An 18,723-nucleotide genomic window follows, 5' to 3' on the forward strand; every position below is an offset into this window, starting at 1 on the left:
TTCTTTTTCTATGTTATAATTAATTTAATAAAATTAGATGGGGTATGAGACGAATGCTGGAACGTTTATCTAAATTAAGAAAAAATCAAAAATGGTCCTTACAAGAGACAGCAGATCGACTTGGGATTGCGAAAAGCACCTATGCCGGGTATGAAAATGGTTATAGATTACCTTCATTACAATCTTTATCAAAAATAGCCGATTTATTTGATACATCTGTAGATTATATATTAGGCCGAATTGATCATTCACATCAAAACAAAGATGTAATTGATATTACAAGACTCCTAAACGATCCAGATCCAACACTTTTAATAGATGGAGAAGCACTGTCAACAGAAGAGATAATAGATTTTATTGCTTTTGTGAGAAGTAAACGAGAACTAAGTTCCAAGAGAATAGAAAATATTGAACCAACATGTAAAAGTTGATTCAATAAAAAACGAAGACACTGTACTCTTTAAACTTAGAAATACTTAGACAATTAATTTGCAAACGGTTTATATAATGAATTCTTAGCAGCTGGCCTCACTCGGGGACTTATACTTGGAAACAATCCCATTGGTTATATGATTCAATTATTTTTCATCATTTGTGTAGTGGTAGCAGCTATTTCCGGAGGTTTCACATCCAATAAATCAATTATCATGAAACAAGGATTTCTCGCTATTTTAGCGTTGCTTGCCCTTTTATCTGTCATATAGAACTAAAACTTTTCAATAAAGGAACTCACTTTTGAAGAATACGCCATTCTTTCTGTAAATTTATAAGAAAGAATGGCGTTTTTGTATGTCTATTTCTGTATCGAAAGAATTTGAAAGTATAACAGAATTTAAACCAGAATTAGCAAAGTATATAAAATACTATAATCATGAAAGAATCAAGGAAAAATAAAAGGAAATGAATCCCGTATTGTACTAGGCTCATTCCCTAGAGGCTACTTAATAAACCGACCTTTCTAACTTTCGGGGGCACAGTCTAGTTGAAGTGCTACAAGCAACGAATTTACTATTTTAAAGTTAAGTGTTTAACCTTGAAGTACTTAAATTCTTTTTTCCAGACAAAGCATACATTATATCTTGATGCTTTATTGTCCTCTCATAATTATGTGGTATCGGGAATTTGTTTCGGTGTTCTTTTATTATAATTATGATTACTATAAGTGATAAAGCTACAGGTATAAAAACGATTAACGAAGCATCTTAATGTTTATGAAATTCTTTGTTAATCGTTTCTCTTCTCCCTAATCTCCTGCGAGACTATATTTTTTTACTAAAATTTTCCATATCTTATTTGATTTATTCTGTAACACCAGATTGGGTTACTTTTACATCAGCTGTTACACGAAAACGTAAATGTTTATAGGATTCTTCCCATTCTTGACTGTTCCATTTTCTTACGTGAGTTCTACCAAGCTTTCTAAGTCCTATAGGATCTGTGTCTTTTTTAATAAATCTCTTTATCAATGTAGTTGCTTTTTTTTCTATTTCTTTTTCCATAATTTTTTCTAATTTTTTTATTTCTTTAGGATTATCTAGATTTTTTGTTTTTGTAAATTCTTGAATTTCAGCTTTAACTTGAATATGAGCATTTACGAATGGATGCTTACTATTCCCCTCCATCTTATATTTTGTTCTAGCTTTTATATTCTCTATCGTGGCGTAAGTATTTGAGGAACCAGGTAGTTTGAATTGGTATGTACCTTGTTTAAAATTATCTGTCAACAATTTAAATACAAATAAATCTTTAGGGTTTACTTTATCAACCATTTTACATCTTTTAAAAAGTGCTATTCCATCTAACTCCAACACATTACCTTTTTTAGATATTATCGGTAAATATGAATCTCTCGCATCATCATTAAGTTGGTTTAAAAACATAAAAAAATTTGTTTTTGGCTGCGTTCCATTATCCATATTTTGCTCCAGTAAAGAGGATAGATAGGAAGCAATTTCTTTTTCTTCAGAATAGTTCCCCTTTAATAGTGATTCCCCTTTTACATTTGTAATTGCTAAATAAATTGCATTTCCTACACTAGGATTTCGGTTCAAAGTCTCTAAAATTTCCTGCATTCCCTTATCAATTATTTTTTCATTAAATATAATAACACGCAATTGCCCCAACTCTAGAGGTCCAGAAGATTTTTCGGATGCTCTTGCAAGAACTTCTCTACCAGTCTGGCCTGATGCTGAATAGATTTTCGTTTCACCTTCCCCGCCTCCTTTATAAGCTGAAATCGCAAAGGTTCCTTTTAGCTTACCTTTTGCTTCGGTATCATATGCCGCAACTTGAACTAAGTCAATGTCATCCACAATTTTCGTTTTAGCACAACCTATTAAGAAGACACTTACTATAAGGAAAAGTATCCATCGCTTCATGTTTATCTCCTTAACTTTATTTTGGCGGTTTGAATTAGCCATAATATAGGTAGGTATACATATATATATACAAAGCCAATTTGACCTGTCCAAGTATTTAATAAGTTAATTTTATTACGGTTATTCAAGAAAAATGATAAAACAAAGATGAACAGGATGATAACTGGCAAAACATATTTTTGCTTTATTCCCAGTGCCTCTTTTATACCACGACTTACTCCCCATAATGTAAAGGAAACATTGGGTAATATAAAAAAAGCCCAAACAGAAACAATAATGTATTCAAACCGCTCTATAAAGGGAAATTGTATAATTTTAATCATGCTTAAATATGCCCATATCGCGCTCGCTAGTTGTTTTTCACTAAAAAACGCAAGAGTTAAAATCATAAGGTATGTGTAGACAATAGTCGTTACTAAATTTGCATAGTGCGCATATTTTTGAGACGTTCTTGCCTTTTTAATAAATGGGTAGTATAACAATAACATTTCAAATCCAAAAAAACTAAACATATTTCCTTTCATTCCTTTCATAATTTCTAGGAATGAATGCTGTGCAATTGGAAATAAATTTTGGAAATCTGCATACTGCAAAGGATAAAAAAATGTGAAGATTAGAATGCTTGGGATAACGATTCCAAAGAAGCCGATTCCAGCAACTACACGAAATCCTCCAGTCACAATGTAATAACATAGACCCAAAAAAGCCCCTGCTATAATCCAAGATGAAATGGAAGGAAACATCCAAACATGTACTACTTCTATATAAGTATGTAGTGTTGTTGCACCTAACAATACAATATAAGATAAAAAAATGAAGTTGAACAATCCACCAATCCATTTTCCAAGTACGTCTTGATTGATTGCAATGATATCTCCATTACCCTGATTTAAAATCTGATATATAATCCAAATCATAAGATTAACAGATATTCCAAAAAGCAGCGTGCTAATCCACGCATCATTTCCAACTAATTTTGCACTAATCCTTTCAAAACCAAGCATACCAACCCCCATCTGTATAGTAATAATTAAAAAAAACACCATATATGGAGAGACTTGATACTCAATTGGGACCTGTTTCATAATGCTCCTCCCTGTTAATTTCAATCATCAAAATCATTTCGTGATTTGATTTTATTTTTCTCTACCTCTTCTGGATTAAAACGAAAACGCTGTTTAGACCTTGAAAAAATAGGACGTCGGAACATCGCTGAGATTGGCATACGTATAATGCTGTCTTTCCAATCTGTAGGGCGTGTAGGATAAAAAGGGAACAAATAAGGACGTCTTAATGATTCTGTACGTAATAGGCGTGCTAAAAGTAAAGAACTTGTTAAAACAATTCCTAATAAGCCCAACAGGTGTGCAGCTATTATAAAAGGAAAACGAATTACTCGAATTGTATTACCAATTCGATATATTGGTGCTGTAAATGAACTAAGAGCTGAAAGTGCAACAATAATAATAAGTACGTTACTTGTAAGACTTGCCTCTACCGATGCTTGTCCAATAACAATACCCCCTACTATACCGACAGTTAGACCCACTTTAGTTGGTAAACGTGTCCCCGCTTCTCTCAGTAATTCAATCGTTATTTCTAAAAAAAGTGCTTCAATGACTGGAGGAAAAGGTACTTTACTTCTCGATATGATCAACGTTTCAAGAAGTTCTTTTGGAATTAGCTCATAATGATATGTTAAGATCGAAACATATAATGGAGTCGTTAAAACAGAAAAGATAAAAGCAAAAATCCTTAACAGTCGAAAAAATGAGGCCATAATCCAAGGCATGGTATAATCTTCTGTCGTAGAAAAAAAGTCAATTAATGTTGTTGGAAGAGTGATAGCATAAGGCGAGCCATCTACAAAAAGTACAATTTTCCCTTCTGCTAATACAGCTGCTACACGGTCCGGACGTTCTGTATTCAAAAATTGAGGGAATATAGAATTCGGGTTGTCTGCAATTAACTGAATCAAATAAGTACTATCCAAAACATGGTCTGTTTTTATTTGGCTTACCCGTTTTATAATTTCTTGTAGATTTTGATCATTTACAATTCCCTCAATAAATACAATTGCAACAGTTGTGTTAGAGAGCGCGCCTACTTTCAATTCCTTCATTTGTAAATAGGGTGTTGGAAGCTTTCTACGTACCAAATTTAAATTCACATCTAAATCTTCGACAAATGCGATTTGCGGACCCACAATATTGTATTCAATTTCAGCTTTTGTAATATCCCTTTTTTCTTTCTTTGACACATTTACTAACAAACAATTTAATTTATCTGTATCGAACTGAATAAGTATATAGCCGTTTAAAATACTATCCTGAATATCTTCCATTTGATTTGTTATTTTTGAATTTTCAAAGGGTAAGACAGACCGAATATCTTGTAATGAATCGAAGCTCTTCTCTTTTATATAAGTTAAAACCTCTTCATGAAATATATTTACATCGATTAAGGTTCTAAAATATGAAATGACTATAGAGGATTTGTTTGAAGCGATCTCCAACGTTATAAAATCTTTAGATTTTTTTAGTAATTTCATTAAATCCTGCAAAGATTCTATTGGGTAAACAGATATTCTTTCATGTGGTTTCAATTGATAATACCCTTCCTTTCAGAAAGAAACTATATATAGTTTTCAGGAAATTGCAGTTTTTAAAATTAGAGATGGTGATATGTAAGTATACTTATTGAATTAATAATAACGCCTTTGAAAATAACTTAACCAAAATTAGTTAAAAAAATGTATTACAAGTAAATATCAGAAATATTTTCAAGAAGAATTACGATATTAAAAACATCCTTTCTTTTGGTTCTAAAGAAAGGATGTTTTTATAACAAGCTTTTTCAAATGTCTATTCTATAGGGTACAATTTTACCAGTGTTCTTCTCTTTATTATTTCATTAAGTAACATTGGCATTACATTCTGTATGGTTTCTTAAAAAATTTCAGTAAGAGAATATCTTAATTTTGAAGTGTACAAATAGGGAGAGTGACTTCAACTGTAGTCCCCTTATTCATTTCACTCTTAATAAATATCTTTCCCTGATGTGTTTCAATGATTTTATAACAGATCATTAATCCTAAGCCAATCCCCTCTTCTTTAATACTATAAAAAGGTTCTCCGAGGTATGGTATACGTTCTTTTGGAATCCCACACCCTTGATCGATAAAACGAATGCTTACTTGATTATTATCAAGTATATTTATTTGAATCAGAATTTCCCCTCCCATCGGCATAGATTCAATTGCATTTTTTAATATATTAACAAATACTTGTTTTAATTGATTTCCTTCACATGAAATCAATGGAATACCAGGGTTAAGATCGATTCTAAATTTTATATTATTCATCATTGCTTGAGGTTGTAGTAGCATTAAAACTTGATCCATTAGCACACTCATATTATTAGGTTGCATTTTTACTACCTGTGGTTTGGCTACCGCCATAAATTCAGTTGTAATGCTCTCTATACGCTCAATCTCTGATGATATTATATTAATATAACCCTGATTATTCTCATTTTCCGTTGATTTTAGTAATTGCATGAACCCTTTCATTGCAGTTAATGGATTATTAATCTCATGAGCCATTACAGTCGCTAATTGTCCTACAACAGCAAGTTTTTCAGATTTTCGTAATAATTCTTCTGTTTTTAGCCGTTCAGTGATATCACGAGAAATACTTAGGAAAACCTTTTTACCATTTAAGTTAAAAACACGAACACTAAACTCAGTTGTTATTACTTTTCCTGTTGGAAAAACATATTCATCTTGCAAAGTGAAGGAAGTTTCTCCCTTTTTAATTTTTTCTAATAGCCTTACGATCATTTGAGAATCTTGTGGTACTATATTTGAAAATGATAATGAGAGCAACTCTTCTCTACTATATCCAAATCTTCTACACCCAACAGGGTTTACCTCAATAAATCGACTTGGAGCATTATCTTCATTTAGCTCTACTACATATACCGCATCAGTTGCTTGTTCAATTAGTGCACGGTACTTCATTTCACTATCTCTTAATTGCTGGTGTAATCGATGCCGTTCTCTTTCTGCTTGTTTTCTTTCAGAGATGTCTCTACATATTGCTGATAAAGCTATCACATTTCCTCTTACATCTAGTATAGGAGAAACTGTCAGACTGATATCAAGAAGACTCCCATCACTCCGTTGTCTAACAGTTTCTAATCTAGTAACCACCGATTCTCCTGTTAGAATTTTCTGAATATTTTCAAGCGATTCTTCCATTAAAAAATCCGGTACACAAGGTAATCTCTTACCTATGATTTCTTGTGATGACCACCCAAATATCTTTTCATAAGCTTTATTGGCTTGTAAAATATGCCCTTCTCGATCAGAAATGGTAATAGCATCTAGATTATGCTTTATAAATGATTCTAATAATTCTTTGGTAGCGCTTAATTCTGATTCTACCTTTTTCCTTTCGGTTATATCAACTGTAGAACCAACAACTTCAATAACTTGTCCATTTCGTTTAATTGGCCTAAGCGCAATAAGAATAATAGTTTTATCATTTGGCCAAGGTAATTCAAATATAATTTCTTTTCCTTCCCATGCCTGGAGATAGTACTTCATCAATTGTGGAACTAAATGTGGAGGAATAATAGAAGCATCAATAGTACGTAAGCTTTTTCCTACCACCTGTTCAGAATAAAATCCGTTTTGATAATAAAACTGTCCATCACATAAAGTGTGTATAAAGTGCTTATCCACTTTTTTAAATTTAAAAATTCCTCCTTGAAGCTCATGTACGGTATCTGTAAGTTCTTGCTTCGATTTTTTTAATTCTCGATTCATTTTAGATAAGTCCTGTGTTAAATAATACAATCTCTGGTAGGCTTCCATAAGAAATAGCCCAATTAAAAGTCCTAACGCTATATATAATAAGCCTCCTGTGTAAAGTAATGTAGTGTTAAATAATACCCCAACTAACCACTTTATTCCAATAAAAACAGAAAAATATAAAGATGCACTTTTAAAAGGATGTAGTTTTTTTACATAAATTTTAAAAGTAGAAAATAGAATCCCCATACATAAATAAGCAATCACAGGAGGTTCCCAATACTCTCCAATGTAAAAAATACGCATTAATATTATGCTAATTAGCGTAATCCAACCAGCAATACGACCAAAGTAAATAAAAGATAGAATAAGAGGAACAACTCGAAGATCGTAGGAAAATCCCATGTATGGAAAAGAAAAGAACATTAACGTAACTGCAATAATCCCTCCATAGAGCTTTTCGAAATATCGACTAGAATTAATTGTAAACACTTGAATAAATATTGCTGCGCTAACTAATAAAGAAAAAATAGAAAGGTTGATGAAATAATCTTTAATAATCATGTAATGTCCCTCCTTGCATTAAGTGTATTCGACAAAAAAGCTAAAAATCCTACAAATTGTATAAACAGTTCAAATGCATAAATTTTAAACTAGGATAAAATCTGGAAAATTTAATGAAAAATAGTTCAAAAAAGATAATAGTAACCGTTGACTACTATTATCTTTTTTCTTTAAGTTATCGTAGTATGTCTGAAACTCTAAGGGACGTGGTATGTCATTTCATCAAACAATAATTATATACTGAGTCATGAATATAGGAACTTCAACAGTAATTTTTGAAAAATAACATAAAAAACAAAACTATCTTTGAAAATGGAAAAAATCTATATGAATGTCAACTAATCTATGTACAAAAACGTTCACTTAATTTTGCATAAAATTACTACACTTAGGAAGCTAAGTAGTTCCTCAAGGTCGATAAGAACACCTGTAGATGCTTCAGGATAACTACATAATTGTATGAGTAATGTACTTGAAACCTTTCGGTAAAGCCATCCACATAATGCAAGTAACGCCTTGGTTCAATATTTACTTTTTCTTGAGCTAAGTATTCTAGGACATAAGGAGAAATATGCCATTACAATTTTTCAATTAACTTGTTGTCTAGTTTATTGTCCAGCTCCAATTACTTCGTTACTTTCAGATTCAGTTCATTATATTTTGTACTTTGTCTTTATACACAACATATTCTTTACCATTCACTACTGCTACTACCGCAAATTCATCATTTGGATTGAATGAAAGCCAATCAGCCCACATGTTAGTATTAGCCCCTCCACTCCACATATTATGAACAGTGTTTTTAGTTAAATTCATAACTTTATAAGACGCATTTGGCGCATTTGTTCCAGTCTTTATTTCAAAAGTGTATGCGTTATGAATCTTTTTATAAAAGTAGAAAACGTTTGATGGACGAAGCTGATTCAAAAAATCCTGTTCTTTTTTCTCTGCAATTTTTATCCCTTCTTGCAAAGTGACAACATCTGTTTTTAATGTTTTCCAACTGTTTTTCGCTGCATTTAAGCTAGGGGTTAAGAATTTATATTTATTTTGATCAGCTTTTTGATCAGCTTTATCAATATGTTCCAGTACACCCGAATATTGAGAATCTAAATCCTCCCATTGCGTAGACATATAGGTAAGAGCAGTGATAGCACTATCAAGCATACTATGCATATCACTAATATTATGAAATGCAACTCCAACTACACGATTCAATGTTATTTTATAATCTACAGTCTGACGCAATTTTGCTAATTCAGGTTCTAGCCAACCTAACTTACCTCTTGCATCACCTATCATTATGCCACCAGCAATCAAGGTTGGAATAAAGGGAATTTTCACCATGTCTAACCCCTTAGATTCTATATCTTTCTGATATTTTACTTGTCCTAAAAGGTCCTCTAGACGCTTTTGGTCAGCCTCCACATCGGCACCTTGGTTTTTTAAAATCGATTGCAATGTCTCTTTATGACTTCCAAATGTTCTAACATCTTCTCCAATAGCATTTTTTAATTGCATTAATTCTTCTATTAATGCTTTTGTAGACTTTTGATTTTGTTGAATTCCTCCCTGTAAATCTGTAATCCCTTTTTTTAAAGTATCTCCATTTCCAGTATTGATCGCCTCTACTAATGTTTCATAATAATTTTCAAATTTTGTATCGTATTCTATAATGCCTGTCAATGTATCTAAAAGCTGTTTTTTTACTTGTGTATTCCATGTAACAGCATGTGCTCTTGCATTCTTTTGATCTTGTACAATTTTACTAGGTAAATCCGCATTTCCATTAATAGTTATTCCTTCAAAACTCACATCTGGATTATGAATTAGCAAATAAGAATATTCATTCATAGCTTTTGCAAATAAACCAGCATCTTGCAAAGCTTTTTTCATCTGTTCTTCATTTGCTGAAAGAGATATATTTTCAATGTTCGTTTGTTCAATTTCAATTGCAAAAGTTTCTAGTGGTATGACTGCATAAGTAGTTGTTATAGTTAAAAACGCTGATATAGCGAGTAGTTTATTAGGGATTTTTTTCATCATTTCGTATTCCTCCTATATAAGGTATGGTTTCAAGTTCTAATCTTATTAAAAAGCGATGTCTTTCAAAATGAGTTCTACATCTTTTATCAGTATCGTTTGAACTTTCTTTAGCAGCCTTCAAATCATTAAGTATTAAAGAAAATGTATATAATCTACTTCAAATTAACCGATTCTGTTGCAAATTTTAAAAAAGCAATTAAACTACAAGGTTATTTTTTATTCGAATCATACTTATATATAATTGAAAGGCGAAGTCTTTAATGAGACTCCGCCTTTCTGTTATATAAGGATTTATTAATTATTACTTTTCTGTTTAACAGTGTAATCATAGACTTTCCATGTTTTAGTTCACTTTACAACAGAATTAATATTTCCCTATTTTTGTGGAGTAACAGTTTCCACTTTTAATTCCTTTATTCCTTCTTTTAATGTAACAGCATCTGTTCGTAATGTTTTCCAACTGTCTTTCGCTGCATTTAAATTAGGTTTTAAGAATTTAAATTTATTTTGATCGGCTTTTTGAGTTGCATTCTCAATATGCCCTAGAACGCCCGAATATTGAGAATCTAAATCATGCCACTGCGTGGACATATAAGTAAGAGCGTTAATGGCATCATCAAGCGCCTTGTGCATTTCATTAATATTACTGTAAGCAACTCCAACTACACGATTTAAGGTTACTTTATAATCCACGGTCTGACGTAATTCTGCTAATAAAGGCTCTAACTTACCTAAATTATCCCTTGCTACTCCCACTATAATACCACCAATTATTGGTAGACCCAAAATAGCACCCTTCATTACATTAAACCCATCAGATTCTAATTGTTTATAATAGTTTACTGATCCTAATACTTCTTCTAGACGCTTTTGATCGGCATCAACATCTGCACCTTGATTTTTTAAAATTGACTGCAAGAGCTCTTTATTACTTCCAAAAGCTCTAACATCATGTCCAATAGAGTCTCTTAATTTAGTTAATTCTTCTATTAGTTGTTGTGCATACTTTTGATTTTGTTGAATTTCACCTCGCAAATCTGTAATCCCTTCTTTTAAAGTTTCTCCATCCCCTGTATTAATCGCTTCTACCATTGTTTCATAATAATTGTCAAATGTTGTATCGTATTCAACAATACCATTCAATGTATCTAAAAGCTGTTTTTTTACTTTCGTATCCCAAGTAACAGCATGTGACCTTGCATTCTTTTGATCTTGTACGATTCTACCAGGTAAATCTACATATCCATTAATGGTAATTCCCTCAAAATTCACATCAGGATTCTTAATTAACATATAAGAATAGGCATTCATAGATTTTGCAAATAATCCAGCCTTTTGCAAGGTCTCTTTCATTCTCGCTTCATTTGCAGAAAGAGCCGTATCTCCATTATTCGTTTGTTCAATTTCACTTGCAAAAGTTGTTACTGGTGAAACTACATTAGCAGTTGTAATAGTTAATAGCGTCGATACAGCGAGTAATTTATAAGGGATTTTTTTTATCATTTCATTTTCCTCCAATTTAGGTTTTATATTTCAGTTCTACTCCTGTTTAAAAGCAATATCTTTTGAAATAAATTCTGCATCTTTATGAATATCATTCCAACTTTCTTTAGCGGCTTTTAAATCATCTGGTATTAAAGAGAATTTGTGGTCTTGCATAGAATCGATATTATCCAGTAAATCTGTATAATTTGCGCCCATTGTATTCCATTGCTTTTGAATATTTGTTAGAGACAATATCGCTTGATCTACAGTCTGATATAAATATGCCAATGTTTCTTTCGCGTTAGTAAGCGAAAGAACTGCTTGATTAGCACGATCTGCTTTCATACTTAATTCTCCGATTTTGTTAGAAATTTCATTATAAGAGTCCATATGCTTAGATGCTGTGACACCAGCCGCAGTTCCTAGACCGATACCAGCTGCACCAAGAGCCGAGAGTCCACCAACAACAGCCGGTGTTGCTGTACCGCCAGTTACAACAATAACTACCGCTCCCCCAATAGCTGCAATAACTAAAATAGCTGCTCCCAATCCACCACCAATTGACCATGCTAATACATCATCAAAATGTTTTTTCTGAGTAGAACGAAGTTGCTCAATTTCAGCTTGAAGTTGTGGAATCGTTGCCTGTTGACCTGCTAATATTGCAGTTAATCCACCTTTCCCATCTGGACCACCAACATTATTTTTAAAATCTGTAGAATTTTGATATAGTTTCCCTTTGAAGTCTTGTAGCATCTTAATCACATCTGTAACTTCTTTTGAATTTGTATTGATTGTAGTAATTAAATCATTTATACCCTCTTTTAGACCTGCCTTATCTTTCTTTTGTACAGTTTCTACTAATGTGTCGTAATAATTTTGAAATTGTTCATCGTAATTTACAATATTACGAGCAGTTTTTTGAATCTGTGGCTTCGCTGTATCTAACCAGTAATTTGCATTGATTCGTGACAGCTCTTGATTAAGGTGAATATTTTTGAGCAACTCTCCCCCCTCTGAGCCTAAATCGATATTAGATAAATTTACATTTGGTTGCTTAATCATTGTTTTTGCGTATAAATCCATTACTAGAATATGAGACCCTGTTTCAGCCAATGCTTTCTTCAGTCCTTCGGGGCCTAATGCATAATTGCCTACTTTTTGTTCTTGAGCGGTCGTTTCTTGTGCAAATGCATGAATAGTGTTACCGGTAGTAGCAGTTATAACAGTTGCTAATGTAGCTAAAGTTAATACTTTGAATGGAAATTTTTTCATAACTATTCTCCTTCTTTCGCTAAATGCTTATAATCTTTATGAATTCCCCAAAAACGAAATATTAAAATTTATATACTTGTTCTTCAAGGTAACTTATTACATTTTTTAATTGTCTTAATGTATCTTTTTGAGACTGCTCGTTAGTTGTATCAACATTAGTAGATAATTTTGTAATGCTATTTTTTATTAGATTTAAATCTTCTTTATAGCGCTTTAGTAGATCCAGTTCTACATCTACTTGATTTGCAAACGTATGCAAATCATTTTGTGTAAGAAGAAGCATTGATTTTTGTAAATCAGCTATTGATAATTTCGTTGTTAAATCATATATCTTTTGATTTTGTTTCTCTAAATCATCTAAATATGCTCGCTGTTCTGCTGTTAATTTATTTACTTCAGCAAAAACGCCAAATGTTTTCTTAATCTTTTCGGTATCAATGACCTTCATCAGGTCATACTCTTGTGTTTTTGCTGCGGCTGCGGCTGCTATTTCACCTTGTTTGCTTTTCTCAATTGCTTCACGAGCTGCTTTTTTTGCTGATTCAATCTCTAGAGCCGTTTTACCTTGCTCTGTTGCTTCTTGCACTGCTTTTTTCTCAGCTTCTAGAATAGAGTTGTTAATTTCTTTTCCCTTGTTATATGCTGCCACCCCTGCTTGAGCAGCTGGTTCAATAATTTCTTTTGAAAGACTATAAACTTCTTTGAATATAGCAAATCCCTGTTCATTTAAAGCCCCTGGTATTAATGCAATTTGCTGTAAATCATTTTGAATTGCTTTTTTGGTATTTAATATTTCATTTTTTAACTGATCTATTTTTCCTGTTCCATCTGTACTTAGTATGCCTTGCGCAGTTGCCACATCAGTATCAAAATCTTTTAGTTTTTTATCAAGCTGTAATTTAAGATCTGTTAATTCATTGATTTGTCGTTGCGTATTTTCTTGATTCGTCATAGCCATTTCTTGAAGTACTTCAAGTCTATCCGAAAACCCTTCTCTATCTTCTTTATTGTCTACAAACGATTTTAATGTCGGGTAATAGCTATTAAATTTTGTTACAAATCCTTTACTTTTTGAATTTAATAGAATTAACTGTGGATAGAGTTCCGATGACCATTCCTTCATATCTTGTTTGATTAGGAATTGATTTGTATTTAAAGCTGTCACTTCCTCTAACTGTACATTAGGACTCATTAAAGATTGATCAATATACGTTTGAATTAATTTAGATTGCGCACCTAATTTTCGTAATGAAGAGGAAATATCCATGCCTTCCTGTTGAGTTTCCGCTTGAACGATTGGTGTTGCGAGAGTATTGATAGGAATATTTCCTCCAGTTACAATGGATGTGACTAATAATCCTGTAATTATTTTAGTTTTCATTCTGTACACTCCTTTACCATTGTTTTTATAACTTAATTCATATAACTTGTACGACCTCTCTCTTTGTAAACTAGTTAAGAAGGAGAAATCTTTCAGATAGGGTAATATCGTTAGTTTTTACTTCTAATAGGATGTAAGGATTTTACTTATCTCTCATTTCGATACTCTATTTTTTCAAATATAAATAACAAAAATTTATTAACTATATTTGAATCAAGCACCCTATGAATAGTAAATTATTAATTCTTCCCTAGAATTGCGGTTTAACCTACAGAACCGCGAGAATCAATAAACCAATGCTTACAGTTAATCTTGCCATAACATTGTTTAATTTCAATTTAATAATATATCTCTTAGTTTTGTCAGCAAACTCCTTACTAGATAACACAAGGTGAAATTATACTGTACATCGCTTATACTTTTATTGCGGAATAACTTCACTTTTGTTATGCAGAAACTTAGGACACGTTTATTACAAATTTGATTCTTGACCTCTTGTAAATAAATACACTATTCAGAAAAATATTTTCAACATAACGTTACTTACAACTTCACTATAATTCCTATTAGCATAGCCTTCTCCTTTCTGTCTGGTCATACCAGTTATGTTGTTCATTAAAACATTAAATTTTTAATGCGTAAATAGAAAAATTTTGTCGATTAAGCTCGATAATTTACTGTTAAATAAAAATATGTCCTAAAAAAAATTATATAAATATAGTTATTCATAAATTTCATTTCTGTAATTGTAATGATTACAAATTAATGTGTATACGGTTAAAAATAACTATTTTAGCTCAACCAAGAAATTTTATTTTAGAAAAAATACTTATAGAATAATATAATAGGTCTTTTTATACTTTTTTACCTTTATTTAGTTATGTATAATTGCATAAAATGTAGATATATTTAGTAATATATGTTATATTGTTGATTTTTTCACAAAACATCCTAATATCATTATTAACAAATATCCAGTATGAAGATATTAGTCTATAAACTTATCTTCGTTATAAACGTAGGTTTTAAATTACAAAAAGGCTGCAAAGCTTACTTGAAACACTTTGCAGCCTTCTGTCTTTTTGTTTTCTTTAGCAAAATAATGGTTAGTGAATTTTCATTTTTTTGGATACTTATACCCATGTTTAAGTCTTTACATTGGAGACAGCAGATAACAAGCTTATATTACTGTATATTTTTCACGGTACTGCCTAGGAGTCATACTAGTGATTTTTTTGAAAACTCTTATAAAATAACTTTGGTCATTAAAGTTAAGCCAAGCACAGATATCTGATAACGAATAAGTAGTGAGTGTTAATAATTTCTTTGCTTCTTCCACTCGTTCCCTTTGAATATATTCGCTTAAAGTAATTCCCATTTCTTTTTTAAATAGTTTAGACAGATAAGTAGGCGTAATTTCTAAATGATTAGCAAGTTCATTCAGAGATATTCCATCGTAAACATTTTTATTAATATGTTTTATACATGTAGTAACCGCGTAAGAATACTTTTTTGCATTGTATTCTTTCACACGATCTGCAAAAGTACGTAAAGCATCCCCTGACAATCGCTTTACAGATTCTACATTATCTAATTGTTCCAGGGTTTGTATATATAAAATACTATGAGCAAAAGCAATATCTGGTGGCAGGTTTCCTTCTATTGCATATCGAGTGGCTAAGGTAATCGCAATAATTCCAAGGTTTTTTTGATTCCTGAGCGGATCCTCTATTAGCATAAGTTCAACATCTTCTTGCGAAACCGCATACATATACTGTATTAACTTTTTTTTATTTCCTTCTTTAATAGTCGAAAAAAAATCATTTACTAATGCCATATTGTGCGTTTTAGGTTTGTTTTGTCGGCGTTTTAAAATATATAAATCCGGTTTCACAATTTTATTAGGAACTTCCTCTAGTACTTTATTTTTTTCCAAAACAATATCTACATCTAACTTTTCATTGAAAATCATGTAATGTAATAAAATTCCCATATCAATTAATGTAGTTTTTTTAATCTCAGATAAACACTGATAATAGGCAAGTCTTTCTTGAATGTTATCATTTGATTTAAATTCTTTCTGAAATTTTATGATCATATCATCTGAATCTTTTGGATGTATAGTAGGACCGATTATAATAGTCCCTTTAATATCATCATGATTTTCTATATGAATTAGAACAAAATTTTCAAGATAGTTGTTACTTCGGAAAAGTGGCAAGTTAAAGGGATCGTTTTCTTGATAAATATCAGTAAGATGTTCTTCTTTTGAAGAATAAAAAGGACTACAAACATTATCAGATGTAGAATGATATAAAATTTTTCTGTCTGCAGATAAAATATGTACAGGGGCATTAAATGCTTTATGTGCAAGATCACACAAGTGTTGTATATCGATAGAAGTATTCATTACATTCTCCTTTATAGATCCATAAAATATATTCTGTTATATATAATTCACGACAAATAATACTATAAAATATCAAATTAGTACAATTCACAACAAAATATTACTATATCTTTTTTATAAAAATCATATATTATTTAATTGTAGTTAGCATCTAAATATCAGAGTAGATAAGTAAAGGAAATAAGCTAAGTTCTTTTCTTAATTCTACAAAATATAATTATTGAACTTGAAAAAACAGTGAAGTACTACAAAATACAGTGGTAGTCAATGCGAGGACCAAGCTGGAAAAAGATTTAAAATAAAGCGAAAGTAACAGGAGATACTGTACCACCGCAAGAGGTAACAGTCAAAGTTCCAATTCAATCATTTATACAAATTTAATTCAAAAAATACATACTGCTAATTTAAATATGAAACTGAAAAACTATTTTGCTCCAAATTTTAAAAAAAGATAATAAAGAAGTTGTGAAATTGGAAACAGATGAAAGCGATACGGCTATTTTTGAAGCACTATGCTTTGAAAAGTACAAGGTGGAGGAAATTCAAGTACTCAACTAAACATTTAATTGAGAGAAAGGTCTTTTCATCAACTAAAAATAAAAAAACGAATGGAATTTTCAAAAAAATGACACTATATTACTGGTCGCAACATTAGTTTACTTTCCACAAAAGAGGAAAATATATATAGACTTTACAAATACTAAAAATAGCAAACTAGATAGTTTTAGTACCGCATCACATAAAGTGAAACTTTAATCAGTGGGGGTTTTGTTCATCCCCACTGATTATTAGCCCACACCAATCGGGCTTTTACGGGCAGCCCGCCCCCCACCTAACTTCTTTGCTTCCGCTGAATTTTGAGGTGGGGGTCTTACTGCCCGGCAAATAGCGAGATAAACTTATTATTAATTTCCAAATACAATAGTTGTTAATCAACAAAAAACTTCAATAACCAAGATGCACAGTAAATTGACATCAAAACAATTCTTACTACAATATCAGGGTTTGCTTATTCTATAAAAAAAGAAATATCACTTAAAAACTATTCCTTTATATCGATTTAGACATAAAACATTTTATTATATCGGCTTAAGTATTATGGAATTAAAATTGTAAATAACACCAAAACTATTTAAAGGGTTCATACATCACTCGTATCGAATTTATCACCTTTCGATACCTACGTCATTAACATAACTAAAAAACATCATTACAAAGAAATCTGAGAGGTTTTTTCAATTTCGAAATTTATTTTTTTGTAAATTAAAGGAAAAATAATCCATATATATACGGATTATTTTCTTAGTGTAGTCTGTATTGACCTGTTAACTGTTTTTCAGCCATTCAAACTAAGCGTTTTGTAATCTCTCCACCGATCCGAACCATTTGCAGATGATGTGATGTATCAGGTCCCAGTGTGACCCCTAGTTCAAAAGCACTTTCATACTTCATTTGCTCAATAGTACTTGTAGTAGCAGAAATAAGAATTTCATTTGTATTACTTTCGCATGAGCAACCTAATTTATTCCAGTATTTTTATAGGAACCCTTTCCCTCCCCTTATTCCACCAATTAAATTTGAAACACAAATGTACATTGCATTTCAATATAACAATAAAAGCTACAAAAGCAACGAATTTACTATTTTAAAGTTAAGTGTTTAACCTTTAAGTACTTAAATTCTTTTTTCCAGATAAAGCATACATTATATCTTGATGTTTTATTGTCCTCTTATAATTATGTGGTATCGGGAATTTATTTCGGTGTTCTTTTATTATAATTAAAGTTTGAAGTTCTATGCTCAATACTTTTGCGAGGACATGATAGTTATATCCATTATTTAACAGAGAAATTATGTCATAAAACATAGCTTTTCCACCCACTAATTTTACTAATTTATTCTTTAACTCATCCCCTTTTTCTTTAGCTTTATCAATTTCTAACAACATAGATTTTTTATTTGTCTGCTTAATGTATTGAGTATACAACTCTGGGAATTCTTTTTGTACTTCTTTGTTTAATACTGGTTTATATTTAATCATATAAGTAACTTGTAACAAAGAGCGTTTTAACAAACTATCTTCAATGAGATACGCTACTTTATAAAATAAATGTACATATTCCTCAATATTGGAATAACTATTAAAATGAGCTAATACTCTACTTTTTATACTAAAAGCCTTGCCTACATAAATAATATTGTCATTATAATCTTTAATGAAATAAATACCACTGTCAGATTTTTTTAATTTATTATCCAATTCTTCTATACTCATAAAATGCAATTCACTCATACTTCTCTCTCCTTAGCAGTTTTAAATCGTAAAAAACAAGCAAGGTTTCTAAAAAAGTACTTAGCTGCCCTAGTA

The 18,723-nt window shown here is 31.2% G+C and carries 13 protein-coding genes and 2 pseudogenes; 4 read left to right on the forward strand and 11 right to left on the reverse strand.

Annotated elements, in window-relative coordinates:
- The first annotated feature begins 53 nt into the window (after nt 1-53).
- The 3 genes and pseudogenes from ansR to ACTFO4_RS12775 form a co-directional block, all read left to right on the forward strand.
- Nucleotides 54-431, forward strand: coding sequence for an HTH-type transcriptional regulator AnsR (gene ansR, locus ACTFO4_RS12765; protein WP_000893564.1), 378 nt, complete (start codon nt 54-56; stop codon nt 429-431).
- Nucleotides 432-488: 57 nt separating this feature from the next.
- A pseudogene (locus ACTFO4_RS12770) lies at nt 489-704 on the forward strand (DUF1304 domain-containing protein); the annotation flags it as partial.
- A gap of 103 nt (nt 705-807) precedes the next feature.
- A pseudogene (locus tag ACTFO4_RS12775) lies at nt 808-894 on the forward strand (IS3 family transposase); the annotation flags it as partial.
- A gap of 404 nt (nt 895-1,298) precedes the next feature.
- On the opposite strand, the gene ACTFO4_RS12780 reads toward ACTFO4_RS12775, so the two are convergent.
- The 9 genes from ACTFO4_RS12780 to ACTFO4_RS12820 form a co-directional block, all read right to left on the reverse strand.
- Nucleotides 1,299-2,378: a Ger(x)C family spore germination protein gene (locus ACTFO4_RS12780; RefSeq protein WP_000832874.1), complete on the reverse strand. Its 1,080-nt coding sequence runs from the start codon at nt 2,376-2,378 to the stop codon at nt 1,299-1,301.
- Nucleotides 2,379-2,380: 2 nt separating this feature from the next.
- Complete coding sequence (locus tag ACTFO4_RS12785; RefSeq protein WP_000815828.1) at nt 2,381-3,463, reverse strand: GerAB/ArcD/ProY family transporter; 1,083 nt, start codon at nt 3,461-3,463, stop codon at nt 2,381-2,383.
- A gap of 20 nt (nt 3,464-3,483) precedes the next feature.
- Nucleotides 3,484-4,983 (reverse strand): spore germination protein, encoded by a 1,500-nt coding sequence (locus tag ACTFO4_RS12790; RefSeq protein ID WP_440014389.1) that lies wholly within the window; start codon nt 4,981-4,983, stop codon nt 3,484-3,486.
- Between the two features lie 369 nt (nt 4,984-5,352).
- Nucleotides 5,353-7,758, reverse strand: a complete 2,406-nt coding sequence (locus ACTFO4_RS12795; protein WP_326235074.1) for a PAS domain S-box protein — start codon at nt 7,756-7,758, stop codon at nt 5,353-5,355.
- 645 nt (nt 7,759-8,403) lie between these two features.
- On the reverse strand, nt 8,404-9,804 hold the full coding sequence (gene hblB, locus ACTFO4_RS12800) for a hemolysin BL regulatory component HblB (RefSeq protein WP_078421656.1): 1,401 nt from the start codon (nt 9,802-9,804) through the stop codon (nt 8,404-8,406).
- Between the two features lie 375 nt (nt 9,805-10,179).
- Nucleotides 10,180-11,307: a hemolysin BL binding component B gene (gene hblA / locus ACTFO4_RS12805; RefSeq protein WP_440014390.1), complete on the reverse strand. Its 1,128-nt coding sequence runs from the start codon at nt 11,305-11,307 to the stop codon at nt 10,180-10,182.
- A gap of 36 nt (nt 11,308-11,343) precedes the next feature.
- The gene (gene hblD / locus ACTFO4_RS12810; protein WP_000714435.1) at nt 11,344-12,564 is read right to left on the reverse strand and encodes a hemolytic enterotoxin HBL lytic component L1; all 1,221 of its coding nucleotides are present in this window, start codon (nt 12,562-12,564) and stop codon (nt 11,344-11,346) included.
- Nucleotides 12,565-12,625: 61 nt separating this feature from the next.
- Nucleotides 12,626-13,945, reverse strand: a complete 1,320-nt coding sequence (gene hblC / locus ACTFO4_RS12815; RefSeq protein ID WP_000850149.1) for a hemolytic enterotoxin HBL lytic component L2 — start codon at nt 13,943-13,945, stop codon at nt 12,626-12,628.
- 1,180 nt (nt 13,946-15,125) lie between these two features.
- The gene (locus ACTFO4_RS12820) at nt 15,126-16,355 is read right to left on the reverse strand and encodes a helix-turn-helix domain-containing protein (protein WP_001097913.1); all 1,230 of its coding nucleotides are present in this window, start codon (nt 16,353-16,355) and stop codon (nt 15,126-15,128) included.
- Nucleotides 16,356-16,784: 429 nt separating this feature from the next.
- Between ACTFO4_RS12820 and ACTFO4_RS12825 the strand changes: the two genes are divergently transcribed.
- On the forward strand, nt 16,785-16,913 hold the full coding sequence (locus ACTFO4_RS12825) for a hypothetical protein (protein WP_003288606.1): 129 nt from the start codon (nt 16,785-16,787) through the stop codon (nt 16,911-16,913).
- A 786-nt stretch (nt 16,914-17,699) separates the two neighbouring features.
- On the opposite strand, the gene ACTFO4_RS12830 is transcribed toward ACTFO4_RS12825, so the two are convergent.
- Nucleotides 17,700-17,843 carry a small, acid-soluble spore protein, alpha/beta type gene (locus tag ACTFO4_RS12830; protein ID WP_078421629.1) on the reverse strand — a complete coding sequence of 48 codons (144 nt, stop codon included), beginning with the start codon at nt 17,841-17,843 and terminating at the stop codon, nt 17,700-17,702.
- A 178-nt stretch (nt 17,844-18,021) separates the two neighbouring features.
- Complete coding sequence (locus tag ACTFO4_RS12835; RefSeq protein ID WP_440014391.1) at nt 18,022-18,648, reverse strand: nucleotide excision repair endonuclease; 627 nt, start codon at nt 18,646-18,648, stop codon at nt 18,022-18,024.
- Nucleotides 18,649-18,723: the final 75 nt, after the last annotated feature.

Origin of the sequence: Bacillus cereus group sp. MYBKT14-1 (assembly GCF_051915185.1) — a bacterium.
In the GTDB taxonomy this organism is placed as follows: Bacteria; Bacillota; Bacilli; order Bacillales; family Bacillaceae_G; genus Bacillus_A; species Bacillus_A cereus.

Excerpts from the sequence above, each read along its gene's own strand:
- ansR (WP_000893564.1), top strand. The coding sequence starts at position 54 with ATGCTGGAACGTTTATCTAAATTAAGAAAAAATCAAAAATGGTCCTTA.
- ACTFO4_RS12780 (WP_000832874.1), bottom strand. The coding sequence starts at position 2,378 with ATGAAGCGATGGATACTTTTCCTTATAGTAAGTGTCTTCTTAATAGGT.
- ACTFO4_RS12785 (WP_000815828.1), bottom strand. The coding sequence starts at position 3,463 with ATGAAACAGGTCCCAATTGAGTATCAAGTCTCTCCATATATGGTGTTT.
- ACTFO4_RS12795 (WP_326235074.1), bottom strand. The coding sequence starts at position 7,758 with ATGATTATTAAAGATTATTTCATCAACCTTTCTATTTTTTCTTTATTA.
- hblB (WP_078421656.1), bottom strand. The coding sequence starts at position 9,804 with ATGATGAAAAAAATCCCTAATAAACTACTCGCTATATCAGCGTTTTTA.
- hblA (WP_440014390.1), bottom strand. The coding sequence starts at position 11,307 with ATGATAAAAAAAATCCCTTATAAATTACTCGCTGTATCGACGCTATTA.
- hblD (WP_000714435.1), bottom strand. The coding sequence starts at position 12,564 with ATGAAAAAATTTCCATTCAAAGTATTAACTTTAGCTACATTAGCAACT.
- hblC (WP_000850149.1), bottom strand. The coding sequence starts at position 13,945 with ATGAAAACTAAAATAATTACAGGATTATTAGTCACATCCATTGTAACT.
- ACTFO4_RS12820 (WP_001097913.1), bottom strand. The coding sequence starts at position 16,355 with ATGAATACTTCTATCGATATACAACACTTGTGTGATCTTGCACATAAA.
- ACTFO4_RS12835 (WP_440014391.1), bottom strand. The coding sequence starts at position 18,648 with ATGAGTGAATTGCATTTTATGAGTATAGAAGAATTGGATAATAAATTA.